The sequence below is a fragment of the Bradyrhizobium sp. BRP19 genome, assembly GCF_020194195.1.
In the GTDB taxonomy this organism is placed as follows: Bacteria; Pseudomonadota; Alphaproteobacteria; order Rhizobiales; family Xanthobacteraceae; genus Bradyrhizobium; species Bradyrhizobium yuanmingense.
Window position 1 is genome coordinate 24,810 of the sequence record NZ_JADYVZ010000006.1, and the last position, 14,775, is coordinate 39,584.

Genomic DNA, 14,775 nt, shown 5'->3' on the forward strand with positions numbered 1-14,775 from the left:
GATGCCGGATTCCGAGCCTACCCACGACAATCCCCGCACCACGGCCAATTTGCCGGTTGTGGTGACGCCGGGCGAGGTGCTGCGCCCGAGCGCCGAAAGCTGGCTGCTGCGCGCCATCCGCACGCTGTTCGGCTGGAAGGCGGGGTCGGTGCGCGACGACCTCCAGGTCGTGCTCGACGCCTCGACGCCCGACGACACCGGCTTCTCCGCGGTCGAGCGCACCATGCTGCGCAATATCCTCAGCCTGCACGAGCGCCGCATCGCCGACGTCATGGTGCATCGCGCCGACATCGTCGCGGTGAAGCGCGACATCCCGCTCGGGGAATTGATGGACCGCTTCGAGAGCGCCGGCCATTCGCGCCTCGTCGTCTTCAACGAGACGCTCGACGATCCCGTCGGCATCGTCCACATCCGCGATTTGCTCGCCTTCATGACCGCGCGCGCCCGCGTGTCGGAAGCCACCAAGACCAAGCGCAAGAAGCCGCTGCCGGCCGGGCTCGATTTGCGCGCGGTCGATCTCGCGCTGCCGCTTCACGAGGCGCACATCATCCGCAAGCTGCTCTACGTACCCCCGTCGATGCGGGCGATCGACCTGCTCGCGCAGATGCAGGCCTCGCGCATCCATCTGGCGCTGGTGGTCGACGAATATGGCGGCAGCGACGGGCTGGTCTCGATCGAGGACATCGTCGAGCAGATCGTCGGCGAGATCGACGACGAGCACGATAGCGACGAGCCGCCCTCGATCGTGCGCCTGCCCGACAACGCCTTCATCGCCGACGCCCGCGCCAGCCTCGACGACGTCCGCTCGGTGATCGGCGAGGATTTCGTCACCGGCGAGGCCGGCGAGGAGGTGGAGACGCTGGGCGGCTATCTCGTCAGCTTCGTCGGGCGCCTGCCGGTGCGCGGCGAGGTGATCTCGGGCCCCGGCAATTACGAGGTCGAGGTGCTCGATGCCGATCCGCGCCGCGTCAAGCGGCTGCGCATCGCGACGCGGAAGGAACGCCCGGCGCCCCGCACCCAGCGCGAGAGCCGGCGGCGTGAAGCCACGCCGGAGAGCGGACAAGCGCCGGCCAGCGACACGCCGACATCGCCGCCGCGCGACGGGGCCGCCTCGCAGTGAGCCCATCGCAGCGCCTTCGGCAAATTGCGCTCGCCATCATCCTCACCTGGGGATGGCAGCGCGCAGTCGTCGCCATGGCGGCCGGAGCGCTGTCGGTGCTGGCGCTGGCACCGTTCAACCTCTTTCTGGTGCTGTTCGTCACCTTCCCGGTGCTGATCTGGCTGATCGACGGCGCCGGGGCCGGCCGCTATGGCGGCGTGCCCGCCGCCGCCCTGACCGGCTACTGGTTCGGGCTCGGCTATTTCGTGCCCGGCCTCTACTGGATCGGCTACGCCTTCTTCGTCGAAGCCGACACATTCGCCTGGCTGACGCCGTTCGCGGTGCTGGGCCTGCCGGCCTATCTTTCGATGTTCACGGCGATCGGCTTTGCGCTGGCGCGCCTGCTCTGGAGCAAGAACGCCACGCGCGTGCTGGCGCTCGCAGCGAGCCTCACCATCAGCGAATGGCTGCGCGGCCATGCGCTGACCGGCTTTCCCTGGAACACGTTCGGCTATGCGCTGTCCGAGCCATTGCCGCTGGCGCAGACGGCCTCGCTGATCGGCCTGTGGGGCATGACGTTCCTGACGATTGCGATCTTCGCGAGCCCGGCGACGCTGATCGACCGCACGCCGGATCGGCGCCTGCAATGGCGGGTGCCGGCCGCGGCCGTCGCGCTCCTGCTCGTCATGAGCATCTTTGGCGCAATCCGCCTGTCGCTGCATCCGACCACGATCGTATCCGGCGCCAAGCTGCGCCTGATGCAGCCCAACCTGCAGCAGGACGAGAAATTCAACTATGCCGCCAAGCCGGAGGTGATGAAGAAGTACCTTGCGCTGTCGGACCGCGCCTCCGGCCCGCAATCGACCGGCGTGCGCGATGCCACCATCCTGATCTGGCCGGAATCCGCCTTTCCGTTCTTCCTGACCCGCGAAGCCGACGCGATGGCGCAAATCGCCGATCTGTTGCCGAAGGGCACGGTGCTGATCACGGGATCGGTCCGCGCGCCCGATGTGCCGCGGGGCACGCCGATCACGCGCGCCTACAACTCGATCTACGTGATCGATCACGACGGCAGCGTGCTCGCCGTGTACGACAAGCTGCATCTGGTACCGTTCGGAGAATTTCTTCCGTACCAGTCGTTGATGGAGAAGCTCGGTTTCGAGCAACTGACGCGTGTGCGCGGCGGCTTCATTCCAGGCACCGTGCGGCATGCGCTCCCCGTTGCCGGCGCGCCGCCCGCGTTGCCGCTGATCTGCTACGAGGCGATCTTTCCCGACGAAGTGGCTGTACGCAACGAACGTCCGGGCTGGATCGTGAACCTGACCAATGACGGCTGGTTCGGCATCTCGACCGGTCCCTACCAGCACCTGGAACAGTCGCGGATGCGCGCGATCGAGCTCGGATTGCCGCTGGTCCGCTCGGCCAATACCGGCATCTCCGCAGTGATCGATCCGGTCGGCCGCACCGTCGCGAGCCTCGGTCTCGGCCTCGAAGGCATTTTGGACGCAAACCTGCCGGCCGCGATCCCACCGACGGTTTATGCACGGGTGGGTGATGTGCCCGCAATCATGCTCGTCGCGGTGGCCGTGCTGTTGGCGGTCCGCCGACGAATAGGCAAACGCCAGCCCTGATCGCACCGCCGCCGCAGCGGCCGGAATCCTTTGACAACCGTAGTCCCACGGTTGACAGACTGCACGCGGGCTCCCCATTCTGCACCGGCTGCGAAAGATGGCGGTGCATTGCTAAATTTCTCCGCAATGTTTCCCAATAACAGGGTTTGATTTTGACGGTGCTGCACCCGAGGCATGCTTGATCATTGCGCCGAAGGTGGTGTTTGGAGGGCTGAGGAAATGTCGAAAGCGCCCAACCCTGTTGACAAATATGTCGGCAGTCGCGTGCGCATGCGCCGCATCATGTTGGGCATGAGCCAGGAGAAGCTCGGTGAAGCTTTGGGCCTGACTTTCCAGCAGATTCAGAAGTACGAGAAGGGCACCAACCGGGTCGGCGCAAGCCGCATCCAGCAGATCGCGGAGATTCTGCAGGTGCCGGTGTCCTTCCTGTTCGAGGGCGGCCCGAGCGGCGTGCCGGGTCCGGATGGCTTCAGCGAAGGCGCCTCGCCCTCTTACGTCTCGGACTTTCTCGCCACCTCCGAAGGGCTCGCTTTGACCAAGGCGTTCACGCGAATCACTGATTCGAAGATGCGCCGCTCGATCGTCGATCTCGTCGAGCAGATTGCGGCCCGCGAAGGTCCGGACAAGCGTTGAAGCTCATGTCCCCCGCGATTTGAGACTGCATCAAATCTGGCCTATGTCGTCATTTACGACCGCGCTTTGATGCGCGTCCGCTTCGATGATGCGATTCAAAGGCACAGATGCGTCCATGACCGGCTCCAATTGGTTCGATTCACAAACTATTCTAGATGGCATCCGCCGCTGGGTGGAGATCGAGACGCCGACGGAAGCACCTGAACAGGTCAACAAGCTGGTCTCCGTGGTCGCGGAGCAATACGGCGACCTGCCCGTCACGCTCGAGCGCATCGCCGGCACGGACGGCTGCGGCGATCATCTCGTGGCGCGCACGAATTGGGGGCAAGATCGGCCGGGCATCCTGGTGCTGAGCCATCTCGATACCGTCCATCCCATCGGCTTCATCGAGCGCCTGCCGTTCAAGGTCGAAGGCGACGTCGCGTTCGGTCCGGGCATCTACGACATGAAGGGCGGCGCCTACATCGCCCACCACGCCTTCCGCGCGCTTTGCGCGACAGGCGATCGCTCGCCGCTCGGCATCACGCATCTGTTCACGTCCGACGAGGAGATCGGCAGCCCGACCTCGCGCGCGCTGATCGAGCAGGAAGGGCGCAACGCCAAATACGTGCTGGTGACCGAGCCGGCGCGCGACGGCGGCAAGATCGTCACCGGGCGCAAGGGCGTCGGACGCTTCCGGGTATTCATCAAGGGCGTGCCCGCGCATGCCGGCTCGCGGCCCGAAGACGGCCGCAGCGCCGTCCGCGAACTCGGCAACGTCATCCTGGCGCTGGAAGGAATGAACGATGTTGCGCGCGGCGTGACCGTCAATGTCGGCGTGGTGCGCGGCGGCACGCGCCCCAACGTCACGCCCGAGGAGGCCTATGCCGAAGTCGATCTGCGCGTCGTGAGCCTCAAGGACGCGGACGAGTTCGTCGGCAAGATTCTCTCTTTGACCTCGAAGACCGATGGCGTCACCGTCACGGTCACGGGCGAGCTCAACCGGCCGCCTTACGAGAAAAGCAATGCAGGCGCCGCGCTGTACGAGCATGCCAAGACGCTCGCCGGCGAGATCGGCTTCGAGCTGATCGACACCCACACCGGCGGCGGCTCGGACGGCAATTTCACCGCTCCCTTCACCGCAACGCTCGACGGGCTCGGCGTCGACGGCAAGGGTGCACACACCCATTATGAGCAGCTCTATGTCTCCTCGCTCGCCCCGCGCGCGCGGCTGCTCCATCGGCTTTATCAGACGCTGCGATGAGCGAACGTAAATCAGGCCCCGACCGCGACGACAGCGAGCGCGCCTTCTTCGGGCGCCGCAAGGGCCACAAGCTGCGGCAGCACCAGGCCGGCTTGATCGAGCAGCTGCTGCCGCATCTTGCCCTCGATATCGACGGTGAGGCGCCGGAGGACGCGCGCGACATCTTCGATCCCGCAGCCGACGACGTCAGGCTCGAGATCGGCTTCGGCGGCGGCGAGCATCTCGCGGCCGAGGCACAAAACTTCCCCGCCACCGGCTTCATCGGCTGCGAGCCCTATGTCAACGGCATGGCCAAGATCCTCGCGCAGATCGAGGCGGCCAACATCGGCAACATCCGCCTGTTCGCGGGCGATGCCGCCGAGCTCTTGGCTTGGCTTCCCAAGGAGTCGCTGTCGCGGATCGACCTGATCCATCCCGATCCCTGGCCGAAGCGGCGACACTGGAAGCGGCGCTTCGTCCAGGACCGCACCATTGCGGCGATGGCGCGCGTGCTCAAGCGAGGCGGCGAATTCCGCTTCGTCTGCGACATCGACGATTACTGCGCCTGGACACTGTCGCATCTTGCGCGCTCGCAGGACTTCGTCTGGCTCGCCGAATGCGCCGACGATTTCCGGCTTCCATGGCCGGGCTACACCATGACGCGCTACGGCCGAAAGGCCGCGCGCGAGGGACGCAAGGCGGCTTATCTGCGGTTCAGGCGCGTGTAGATTTCGCGTGCACTCCATCCGCAGTCGTCATGCCCGGGCTTGCCCCGGGCATCCACGCACTTCCTCTCCGTGTGACGAAGAACGTGGATGGCCGGGACATAGGCGAGCGCGAGCGACGCCGTCCTTCGGACGGCTATGCCCGGCCATGACGACAAAGCCTGTTCTTCAAATCGTCTGCCGGTTGCGCCAGAAATTCACGACGCGTTCGGCGGTCGTCGGCATCAGGCGCGTGAAGTTGATGCGGGCGGCCTCGATGTCGGCGTCGGCCGGCGTGCGGTTCGAGCCGTACCAGAGCAGGATAAGCGCGCGTACCGTGGGCCAGCCGAGGTTCAGCACCCGACCGAGGATCAGCAGCGGATCGTAGCGGTCGCCTGCGATCAGGCGGTCGAGGACCTGGAGGCGAACGCCCGACATCGCCGACAGCGCGGCGACCGATTCCTCGTATTTGTGCGCCTTGGCGAAACCGAGCAGCGCGCTCTCGCCGAGATGGCCTTCGCCATTCAAGGTCAGCACCGTGCGCTGTGCCGCGGAGAAATCGCGGCGCGGACCCGGCGGCAGCGCGGCCTCCTCGATCGCCGCCATCGCGCGCTTGATCTCGACCTGGCGCGCGGGATTGACCACGGTGGAGAGGCGGCGGCGGATGACGTCGAGCGTGCCATCGAGCAGCTGCTTCAGGTGCTCGCCGGAAAGGTCGTTGCGCTGGCCGATCTTCAGCGTCAGCACGCCGTCCTGCGCCGCGCGCTTGATCATCTCGGAATAGCTGCCCGGCGAGAACACCGCACCGGCATTGGCGGCGGCACGGCGCACCACGTCGCGATCGCCGCGCTCGACCAGCACGTCGGTGACGGCGGGAGACAAAGCTGGACGCTCAGTCATCGCCAACAGATGACCCTGGCCCTTCAAGCGCGCGATCTCGACCAGCGCCGCCTCCTCGAGCACGGGCGAGCGGCGAAGCACAGGGCCGGCCACCATGATCTCGTTCTCGCGCGCGAGCTGGTTGACGAGGTGCGGCGGCGCGTTGTTCAGGTGCGAGAAGCGCTCGGCCAGATCGGCGCGCGAGGCGAGTTCGGCATGGGGCACGAGATCGATCAGGAGATTGTCGAAGAGATCGATCACCTCGGGGCGGAGCTTGTCCGCATCCCGAAAGAACAATTGGGAGATGGCACGCGCGATCTCGCCGCGGCGGCGCGGATCGCCGCGCTTGACGATATCGTCCAGTCCAGGAATGAGCGACGTGGCAACGGTCATGAAAACGCAACTCGAACGGGGCACGCCGCGGGTGCGCCCTAGGTCCAAGCCGCCCCACAATCGGGAAATCTAGGCCTGCTTGATGAAGGAAGCGTTGCAGGGCCCGCAGACGGGCGCAAAAAGGCCCCGTTCCCGCTGCAATGGGCCTTGTCCGGAGAAGCGGAAAGGGCTATATCAGCGCCAATTCATCTTCTCATACGATCCGCGTAGTGAGAGTGGGCCCGCAAGGACCCGCTCTTTTTTATTACCTGAACGCGGCTCGGCGGGAGATGCGCCCGACGTGTCGTCGGGAAAGTTCCGAAGCGGGCTTTGAAATCGTAACCAAGCCTTAACCCAAGCCTTAACCAACGAGCGCTCTGACCCTGGACATGACCGAACCGAACCCTGGTTCCACGGATGCCGAATTGCTGGCCGAGCCGCGGCTCGTGGTCGAGCCCGGCGTCGCGGCACGGGTGTCCGCGGTGGCAGCTCCCGTGCTGCAGGGCATGGGCTACCGCCTGGTCCGGATCCGCATTTCCGGCGAGGCCGGCTGCACCGTGCAGATCATGGCCGAGCGGCCGGACGGCTCGATGCAGATCGAGGATTGCGAGGCGATCTCGCGGGCCCTGTCGCCTGTGCTCGACGTCGCCGATCCCATCGACCGCGCCTATCGCCTCGAGATCTCTTCGCCGGGAATCGATCGCCCGCTGGTGCGCCGCTCCGATTTCGAGCGCTATTCCGGGCACCTGGTGAAGATCGAGATGGCGGTCGCGCATGAGGGGCGCAAGCGCTTCCGCGGCACGCTCGGCCCGGTCGAGGGCGACCGCGTGCATCTGCATCGCGACGATGCCAAGGCCGGCGATGATGCCGACGTTCTCCTGACCATGGAGGATATCGGCGAGGCACGCCTGGTGCTGACCGATGAGCTGATCGCGGAATCCATGCGCCGTGGCAAGGCCGAGGAGCGCAAGATGCGCAGGGATCTCGGACTGGAGCCGCCGGCTGCACCGCACGCGGAGATCAGTGCGAAGATCACCAAGAACACCAAGCCGAAGAAGAAGCCGGCCCCGACCAACACGAAGAAACATCGCCTTGCCGCCGAACGCGCGCGGCGCGGCGAGATCGAGCCTGACCAAGGAGACTAGCCATGGCAGTCAGCGCCAACCGACTCGAATTGCTTCAGATCGCCGACGCCGTCGCACGCGAAAAGTCGATCGACCGCGGCATCGTCATCGCGGCGATGGAGGACGCCATCGCCAAGGCGGCGCGGGCACGTTACGGCAGCGAGACTGACGTTCATGCCGAGATCGACCCGAAGAAGGGCGAGCTGCGGCTGTCGCGCCACATGCTGGTGGTCGACAAGGTCGAGAATCACTCCAACCAGATCTCGCTGGTGGACGCGCAGCGCGCCAATCCCGGCGCCCAGGTCGGCGACACCATCGCCGACACCCTGCCGCCGCTGGAATATGGCCGCATCGCCGCGCAATCGGCCAAGCAGGTCATCGTGCAGAAGGTGCGCGAGGCCGAGCGCGACCGGCAGTACCAGGAATTCAAGGACCGCATCGGCGACATCGTCAACGGCGTCGTCAAGCGCGTCGAATATGGCAGCGTGATCGTCGATCTCGGCCGCGGCGAAGCCATCATCCGCCGCGACGAGATGCTGCCGCGCGAAGTATTCCGCAACGGCGACCGCGTTCGCGCCTACATCTTCGACGTCCGCCGCGAGACGAGAGGCCCGCAGATCTTCCTCTCCCGCACCCATCCTCAGTTCATGGCGAAGCTGTTCGCGCAGGAAGTGCCGGAGATCTATGACGGCATCGTCGAGATCAAGGCGGTGGCCCGCGATCCGGGCTCGCGCGCGAAAATCGGCGTGATTTCCCGCGATTCCTCGGTCGATCCGGTCGGCGCCTGCGTCGGCATGCGCGGCTCGCGCGTGCAGGCCGTGGTCAACGAGCTGCAGGGCGAGAAGATCGACATCATTCCGTGGTCGCCCGACATCGCGACCTTCGTGGTCAACGCGCTGGCGCCGGCGGAAGTCTCCAAGGTCGTGATCGACGAGGACCGCGAGCGCATCGAGGTCGTGGTGCCCGACACCAACAACCAGCTCTCGCTCGCGATCGGCCGCCGCGGCCAGAACGTGCGCCTGGCCTCGCAGCTCACCGGCTGGGATATCGACATCCTGACCGAGCAGGAGGAATCGGAGCGCCGCCAGGCCGACTTCGAGAACTCGACCCGGGTCTTCATGGAATCGCTCAACGTCGACGAAGTGGTCGGCCAGCTGCTGGCGTCCGAGGGCTTCACCTCGGTCGAGGAGCTCGCGATGGTGGACGTCAAGGAGCTCGCCGGCATCGAGGGCTTCGACGAGGAGACCGCGCAGGAGCTGCAGAACCGCGCCCGCGAATATCTGGAGCAGCAGGAAGCCGAGCTCGAGGCGAGGCGCAAGGAGCTCGGCGTCGAGGACGCGCTCAAGGACGTGCCCGGCGTGACCTCGAAGATGCTGGTGAAGCTCGGCGAGAACGACATCAAGAGCGTCGAGGACCTCGCCGGCTGCGCCACCGACGATCTGGTCGGCTGGACCGAGCGCAAGGAAGGCAGCGAGCCGACCAAGCACGCCGGTGCGCTGGATGGCATCGACATCTCCCGTGACGACGCCGAAGCGATGATCATGCAGGCCCGCGTCAAGGCCGGCTGGATCACCGAGGCCGATCTCGCCAAGCCCACTGAGGAGGCCGAGGCGACCGAAGATCAGCCGGCTTAAGGACAAAGGAGAATGTCGCCCGGATGCTTGCAGATTCCGACCTCGAACTTGACCATGGCCCGCGGACCGAAAGGTCCGCGACCATGCGCATGTGCGCGGTCAGCCGCGAGGTCCGGCCGATCGACGAGCTGATCCGCTTCGTCGCATCGCCTGACGGACAAATAGTTCCCGATCTCAAGCGCAAGCTGCCTGGACGCGGGATGTGGCTCACCGCCTCCCGCAAGACGGTTGCGGAAGCGGTGCGGCGTCACCAATTTAGCAAGGCCTTCAAGCGCGAGCTGCGCATCCCTCAGACGCTTCCCACCGACATCGAGGCGCTCCTGGTCCGGAGCGTGACCGAAGCCCTTGGGATCGCCGCCAAGGCGGGCCAGGTCGTGGCCGGTTTCGGCAAGGTCGAGAGCGCCCTCCGGGAAGGAACGGTCGAGGTCCTGATCCATGCCAGCGACGGGGCCGCGGACGGAATCCGCAAATTGGACATGCTGGCGCGTCAGAATGCCGGGAATCGCGGTGCTAAGGCGCAGATTCCCGTCGTCACCGCTCTGAAATCGGTAGAATTGGATTTGGCACTGACCCGGTCAAATGTGATACATGCTGCCCTGCTCGCGGGCCCGGCGAGCAAGTCATTCCTGTCACGTAGCCAGATCCTGGTCCGATACCGGATGGCGGACGACGACAAGACTGCCGAAAAACCCGGCCAGGATTTCTGAGAGACAACGACGACCCGATTGGATGGTGCGGCAACGCACAACACTGATAAATCAGGATTAGGACTGCTGAATGGTTGATACCAAGACCCCTGGCGACAAGAAGCTGAGCGTTCCGAGCAAGACGCTATCGCTCAAGCCGCGCGTCGAAACGGGCACCGTGCGCCAGAGCTTCAGCCATGGCCGCAGCAAGCAGGTCGTGGTCGAGAAGCGCGGCAAGCGCCGCATTGGCGATGGACCCGAGCCGCACGCGCCCGAGGTGACGGCAAAGCCGGCGCCGGCCGCACCCGCCGCGCCGCCGCGTCCGGCTCCGCCCCCGCCGCGCAACGCCGGTTCCGGCGTGGTGCTTCGCACCCTCACCGAGGATGAGCGTTCGGCCCGTGCCAGCGCGCTCGCCGACGCCAAGCTGCGCGAGGTCGAGGAACGCCGCCAGGCCGAGGAAGAGGCCCAGCGCCGCGCCGCCCGTGAGGCTGCCGAGCGCGCCGAGCGCGAAGCCGCCGAATCCCGCCGCAAGGCCGAGGAAGAGCGCCACCGTCACGAGGACGAAGCCAAGCGGAAGGCCGAGACCGAGGCCAAGAAGCGTTTTGGCGAAGGCGAGCAGCCGTCCGCACCGCGTCCCGCCGCCGCGGCACCGGCCGCCTCCGCACCGCGCCCCGGTGCGCCTGCGTCCCGGCCTGGGACCACCACCACAGCACGTCCGGGAACCACGACGGCGCGCCCTGCAACCACGACCGCGCAGCGTCCGGGTGGACCGGCTGGCCGCGGCCCCGCCGTTGCGGCCGAAGCTGACGACGACGAGGCGCCGCGCCAGATCCGCCGCGGTCCCGGCGGCGCCGCGCGTCCCGTGGTAGCCCCCAAGCCCACCCACAAGCCCGGCCCGCAGAAGGAGCGCGGCCGCCTGACCGTCGTCACCGCGCTCAATGCCGATGAGGTGCGCGAGCGCTCGATCGCCTCGTTCCGCCGCCGCACCCAGCGCCTGAAGGGCCACGCCTCGAACGAGCCCAAGGAAAAGCTCATCCGTGAAGTGGTCATTCCGGAAGCGATCACCATCCAGGAACTCGCCAACCGCATGTCCGAGCGCGCGGTCGACGTCATCCGCATGCTGATGAAGCAGGGCGCGATGCACAAGATCACCGACGTGATCGACGCCGACACCGCGCAGCTGATTGCCGAAGAGCTCGGCCACACCGTCAAGCGCGTTGCCGCCTCCGACGTTGAAGAAGGTCTGTTCGACGCGACCGACGATTCGACCGACACCGAGACCCGTTCGCCCGTGGTGACCGTCATGGGTCACGTCGACCACGGCAAGACCTCGCTGCTCGACGCGCTCCGTCACGCCAACGTGGTCTCCGGCGAAGCCGGCGGCATCACCCAGCACATCGGCGCCTATCAGGTGACATCGCCTGAAACCGGCAAGAAGATCACGTTCATCGACACGCCCGGCCACGCAGCGTTCACCGCGATGCGCGCCCGCGGCGCCAAGGTCACCGACATCGTCGTGCTGGTGGTCGCGGCCGATGACGGCGTGATGCCGCAGACGGTCGAAGCCATCAATCACGCCAAGGCGGCCGGCGTGCCGATCATCGTTGCCATCAACAAGATCGACAAGCCCGATGCCAAGCCCGAGCGCGTGCGCACCGAGCTGCTCCAGCACGAGGTGCAGGTGGAATCCTTCGGCGGCGAAGTCGTCGACGTCGAGGTGTCCGCCAAGAACAAGACCAATCTCGACAAGCTGCTCGAGATGATCGCGCTGCAGGCCGAAATCCTCGACCTGAAGACCAATTCGGAGCGTCCCGCCGAAGGCACCGTGATCGAGGCCAAGCTCGATCGCGGCCGCGGTCCGGTCGCGACCGTGCTGGTGCAGCGCGGCACGCTTCGCGTCGGCGACATCATCGTCGCCGGTGCCGAAATGGGCCGCGTCCGCGCGCTGATCTCCGATCAGGGCGAGACCGTGCAGGAGGCCGGCCCCTCGGTGCCGGTCGAGGTGCTCGGCTTCAACGGCCCGCCCGAGGCCGGCGATCGTCTCGCGGTGGTCGAGAACGAAGCCCGCGCCCGCCAGGTCACCAGCTACCGCGCGCACCAGAAGCGCGAGAACGCGGCAGCCTCGATCTCCGGCATGCGCGGCTCGCTCGAGCAGATGATGTCGCAATTGAAGACGGCGGGCCGCAAGGAATTCCCGCTGATCGTCAAGGCCGACGTGCAGGGCTCGCTGGAAGCCATCCTCGGCTCGCTGGAGAAGCTCGGCACCGACGAGGTCGCCGCCCGCATCCTGCATGCCGGCGTCGGCGGCATCTCGGAATCCGACGTGACGCTGGCCGAAGGCTTCAACGCCGCGATCATCGGCTTCTCGGTTCGCGCCAACAAGGAGGCCGCTGCGGCCGCCAAGCGCAACGGCATCGAGATCCGCTACTACAACATCATCTACGACCTCGTGGACGACGTGAAGAAGGCGATGAGCGGTCTGCTCGCGCCGACCTTGCGCGAAACCATGCTGGGCAATGCCGAAATCCTGGAGATCTTCAACATCTCCAAGGTCGGCAAGGTTGCCGGCTGCCGCGTCACCGATGGCACCGTGGAACGCGGCGCCAATGTGCGCCTGATCCGCGACAACGTCGTCGTGCACGAAGGCAAGCTGTCGACGCTGAAGCGCTTCAAGGACGAAGTGAAGGAAGTCCAATCCGGCCAGGAATGCGGCATGGCCTTCGAGAACTACCACGACATGCGTGCCGGTGACGTGATCGAGTGTTATCGCGTGGAGACGATCCAGCGCTCCCTGTAAGTCCAAATCTTACCGAAGCGTTCGGATCTTTTTGAACTGAGATTGCGGGAGTGCGATGGCCGGTTTTTTCCGGCCATCCACCCCCTCTTCGTTTCAACAGGACAAATGACAATGCCCGTGTCCCAGATGCGGGCATGACGAGGTGATTTTCGAAAAAATGCCACGGCATCATCAGAAGAAGAGTTCCGCGCCCGGCGGCTCGCAGCGTCAGCTGCGCGTCGGCGAGCAGGTTCGCCACGCGATGGCCGATATTCTGGCGCAAGGCAATGTGCATGATGCCGACCTCGAAGGTCACATCATCACCGTGCCGGAGGTGCGGATGTCGCCCGACCTGAAGCTCGCGACGGTCTACGTGATGCCGCTCGGTGGCCGCGACACCGAGATCGTCATCGCTGCGCTCGAGCGCAACAAGAAGTTCTTGCGCGGCGAGGTCGCGCGGCGCGTTAACCTGAAATTTGCACCTGACATTCGCTTCCGCGTCGACGAACGATTCGACGAAGCGGAACGGATCGAGAAGCTTTTGCGAACGCCTGCGGTGCAGAAGGATTTGGAACAGGATCCGCATTCGGATCGGGAAGAAGAGCAATGACCATGGACCCCGCTCACGGCACGATCGGCGGCAACGACACCGATCAGCGCGACGCGCAGACCAACGATTTCGCGGAGATGGGCGGCAATTCGCAGCCGCATCAGGAGCCGCGCCGCGTCAACAACGATCCGCGCGCCAAGCAGCAGAAGGGCAACCAGGTCCGCCGCGACCGCCGCGACGTCCATGGCTGGGTCGTGCTCGACAAGCCGATCGGCATGACCTCGACGCAGGCCGTCGCCGTGCTCAAGCGCCTGTTCAACGCCAAGCGCGCCGGACACGCCGGCACGCTCGATCCGCTCGCCTCGGGGGGCTTGCCGATCGCGCTCGGGGAAGCCACCAAGACCGTCCCCTTCGTGATGGACGGCCGCAAGCGCTACCGCTTCACGGTCTGCTGGGGCGAGGAGCGCGACACCGACGACATCGAGGGCCGGGTGACCGCGACCTCGGACCAGCGCCCGAGCCGGGAGGCGATCCTGGCGCTGCTGCCCCGCTTCACCGGGGTGATCGAGCAGATCCCGCCGCGCTATTCGGCGATCAAGGTCCAGGGCGAGCGCGCCTATGATCTCGCCCGCGACGGCGAGGTTGTGGAACTGGCGCCCCGCCCGGTCGAGATTCACCATTTAACCCTTGTCGATCAACCAGATAACGACCGGGCCGTGTTCGAGGCCGAATGCGGCAAGGGCACCTATGTGCGGGCGCTCGCCCGCGATATGGGCCGGATTCTCGGCACTTACGGCCATATCTGCGCGCTGAGGCGGACCCTGGTCGGCCCATTTGGCGAAAACGACATGATTCCGCTGGATCAGTTGGAGGCTTTGTGCGATAGAGCCGCGTCCGGCGAGGGCAGCCTCGCCGACGCGCTTTTGCCCGTTGAGACCGCGCTGGACGACATCCCGGCACTGGCCGTCACTCGGGCTGATGCGGCAAGGCTCCATCGGGGCCAGGCCGTTTTGTTGCGCGGACGGGATGCGCCCACTTGTAGCGGCACAGTCTATGTCACGGTGGCAGGCCGTCTTTTGGCGCTTGCCGAAGTTGGCAATGGCGAAATCATCCCCAAGCGTGTGTTCAACCTGACCGGCCTGACTGCCAGCCCCGGTCGCAACGAGAGAAATTGACGATGTCGATTGCCGCAGAACGCAAAGCGGAAGTCATCAAGACGAATGCCACCAAGGCCGGCGACACCGGCTCGCCCGAGGTTCAGGTCGCGATCCTGTCGGAACGCATCAACAACCTCACCAACCATTTCAAGACCCACGTGAAGGACAACCATTCGCGTCGCGGCCTCTTGAAGCTGGTCTCGACCCGCCGCTCGCTCCTCGACTACCTCAAGAAGAAGGACGAGGCGCGGTACAAGGCGCTGCTCGAGAAGCACAATATCCGTCGTTAAGAGTTCCTGCGCGCGCCA

13 protein-coding genes are annotated in these 14,775 nt (G+C 65.8%); 12 read left to right on the forward strand and 1 reads right to left on the reverse strand.

Translation table 11 applies throughout. The annotated features are described in order from the left end of the window. Position 1: 1 nt before the first annotated feature. From I6F36_RS20060 to trmB, 5 genes are all read left to right on the forward strand, one after another. Positions 2 to 1,120: a hemolysin family protein gene (locus I6F36_RS20060; RefSeq protein WP_036008986.1), complete on the forward strand. Its 1,119-nt coding sequence runs from the start codon at positions 2 to 4 to the stop codon at positions 1,118 to 1,120. After that, positions 1,117 to 2,730: an apolipoprotein N-acyltransferase gene (lnt, locus tag I6F36_RS20065; RefSeq protein ID WP_225172002.1), complete on the forward strand. Its 1,614-nt coding sequence runs from the start codon at positions 1,117 to 1,119 to the stop codon at positions 2,728 to 2,730. The genes I6F36_RS20060 and lnt overlap by 4 nt, the downstream gene beginning before the upstream one ends. A gap of 219 nt (positions 2,731 to 2,949) precedes the next feature. After that, positions 2,950 to 3,363: a helix-turn-helix domain-containing protein gene (locus I6F36_RS20070; protein ID WP_018319423.1), complete on the forward strand. Its 414-nt coding sequence runs from the start codon at positions 2,950 to 2,952 to the stop codon at positions 3,361 to 3,363. An 85-nt stretch (positions 3,364 to 3,448) separates the two neighbouring features. Next, positions 3,449 to 4,606 carry a M20 family metallopeptidase gene (locus I6F36_RS20075; protein WP_225172003.1) on the forward strand — a complete coding sequence of 386 codons (1,158 nt, stop codon included), beginning with the start codon at positions 3,449 to 3,451 and terminating at the stop codon, positions 4,604 to 4,606. Beyond that, entirely contained in the window at positions 4,603 to 5,313 is a 711-nt protein-coding gene (gene trmB, locus I6F36_RS20080) for a tRNA (guanosine(46)-N7)-methyltransferase TrmB (protein WP_225172004.1), read from the forward strand. Before I6F36_RS20075 ends, trmB begins: the two co-directional genes overlap by 4 nt. A gap of 165 nt (positions 5,314 to 5,478) precedes the next feature. Here trmB and I6F36_RS20085 read toward each other — a convergent pair whose 3' ends face one another. Then, positions 5,479 to 6,561: a DUF2336 domain-containing protein gene (locus I6F36_RS20085; RefSeq protein ID WP_225172005.1), complete on the reverse strand. Its 1,083-nt coding sequence runs from the start codon at positions 6,559 to 6,561 to the stop codon at positions 5,479 to 5,481. A gap of 368 nt (positions 6,562 to 6,929) precedes the next feature. Here I6F36_RS20085 and rimP point away from each other — a divergent pair, with 368 nt between their 5' ends. From rimP to rpsO, 7 genes are all read left to right on the forward strand, one after another. Beyond that, the gene (gene rimP, locus I6F36_RS20090) at positions 6,930 to 7,685 is read left to right on the forward strand and encodes a ribosome maturation factor RimP (RefSeq protein WP_225172006.1); all 756 of its coding nucleotides are present in this window, start codon (positions 6,930 to 6,932) and stop codon (positions 7,683 to 7,685) included. A gap of 2 nt (positions 7,686 to 7,687) precedes the next feature. Further along, positions 7,688 to 9,298 carry a transcription termination factor NusA gene (gene nusA / locus I6F36_RS20095; protein WP_036008974.1) on the forward strand — a complete coding sequence of 537 codons (1,611 nt, stop codon included), beginning with the start codon at positions 7,688 to 7,690 and terminating at the stop codon, positions 9,296 to 9,298. 23 nt (positions 9,299 to 9,321) lie between these two features. Further along, positions 9,322 to 10,005: an RNA-binding protein gene (locus I6F36_RS20100; RefSeq protein ID WP_025032907.1), complete on the forward strand. Its 684-nt coding sequence runs from the start codon at positions 9,322 to 9,324 to the stop codon at positions 10,003 to 10,005. Between the two features lie 70 nt (positions 10,006 to 10,075). Next, the gene (infB, locus tag I6F36_RS20105; RefSeq protein ID WP_225128072.1) at positions 10,076 to 12,781 is read left to right on the forward strand and encodes a translation initiation factor IF-2; all 2,706 of its coding nucleotides are present in this window, start codon (positions 10,076 to 10,078) and stop codon (positions 12,779 to 12,781) included. 157 nt (positions 12,782 to 12,938) lie between these two features. Further along, positions 12,939 to 13,370, forward strand: coding sequence for a 30S ribosome-binding factor RbfA (gene rbfA / locus I6F36_RS20110; protein ID WP_036008998.1), 432 nt, complete (start codon positions 12,939 to 12,941; stop codon positions 13,368 to 13,370). Continuing rightward, positions 13,367 to 14,485, forward strand: a complete 1,119-nt coding sequence (gene truB / locus I6F36_RS20115; protein WP_036009001.1) for a tRNA pseudouridine(55) synthase TruB — start codon at positions 13,367 to 13,369, stop codon at positions 14,483 to 14,485. The genes rbfA and truB overlap by 4 nt, the downstream gene beginning before the upstream one ends. A gap of 2 nt (positions 14,486 to 14,487) precedes the next feature. Then, positions 14,488 to 14,757 (forward strand): 30S ribosomal protein S15, encoded by a 270-nt coding sequence (rpsO, locus tag I6F36_RS20120; RefSeq protein ID WP_008540131.1) that lies wholly within the window; start codon positions 14,488 to 14,490, stop codon positions 14,755 to 14,757. Positions 14,758 to 14,775: the final 18 nt, after the last annotated feature.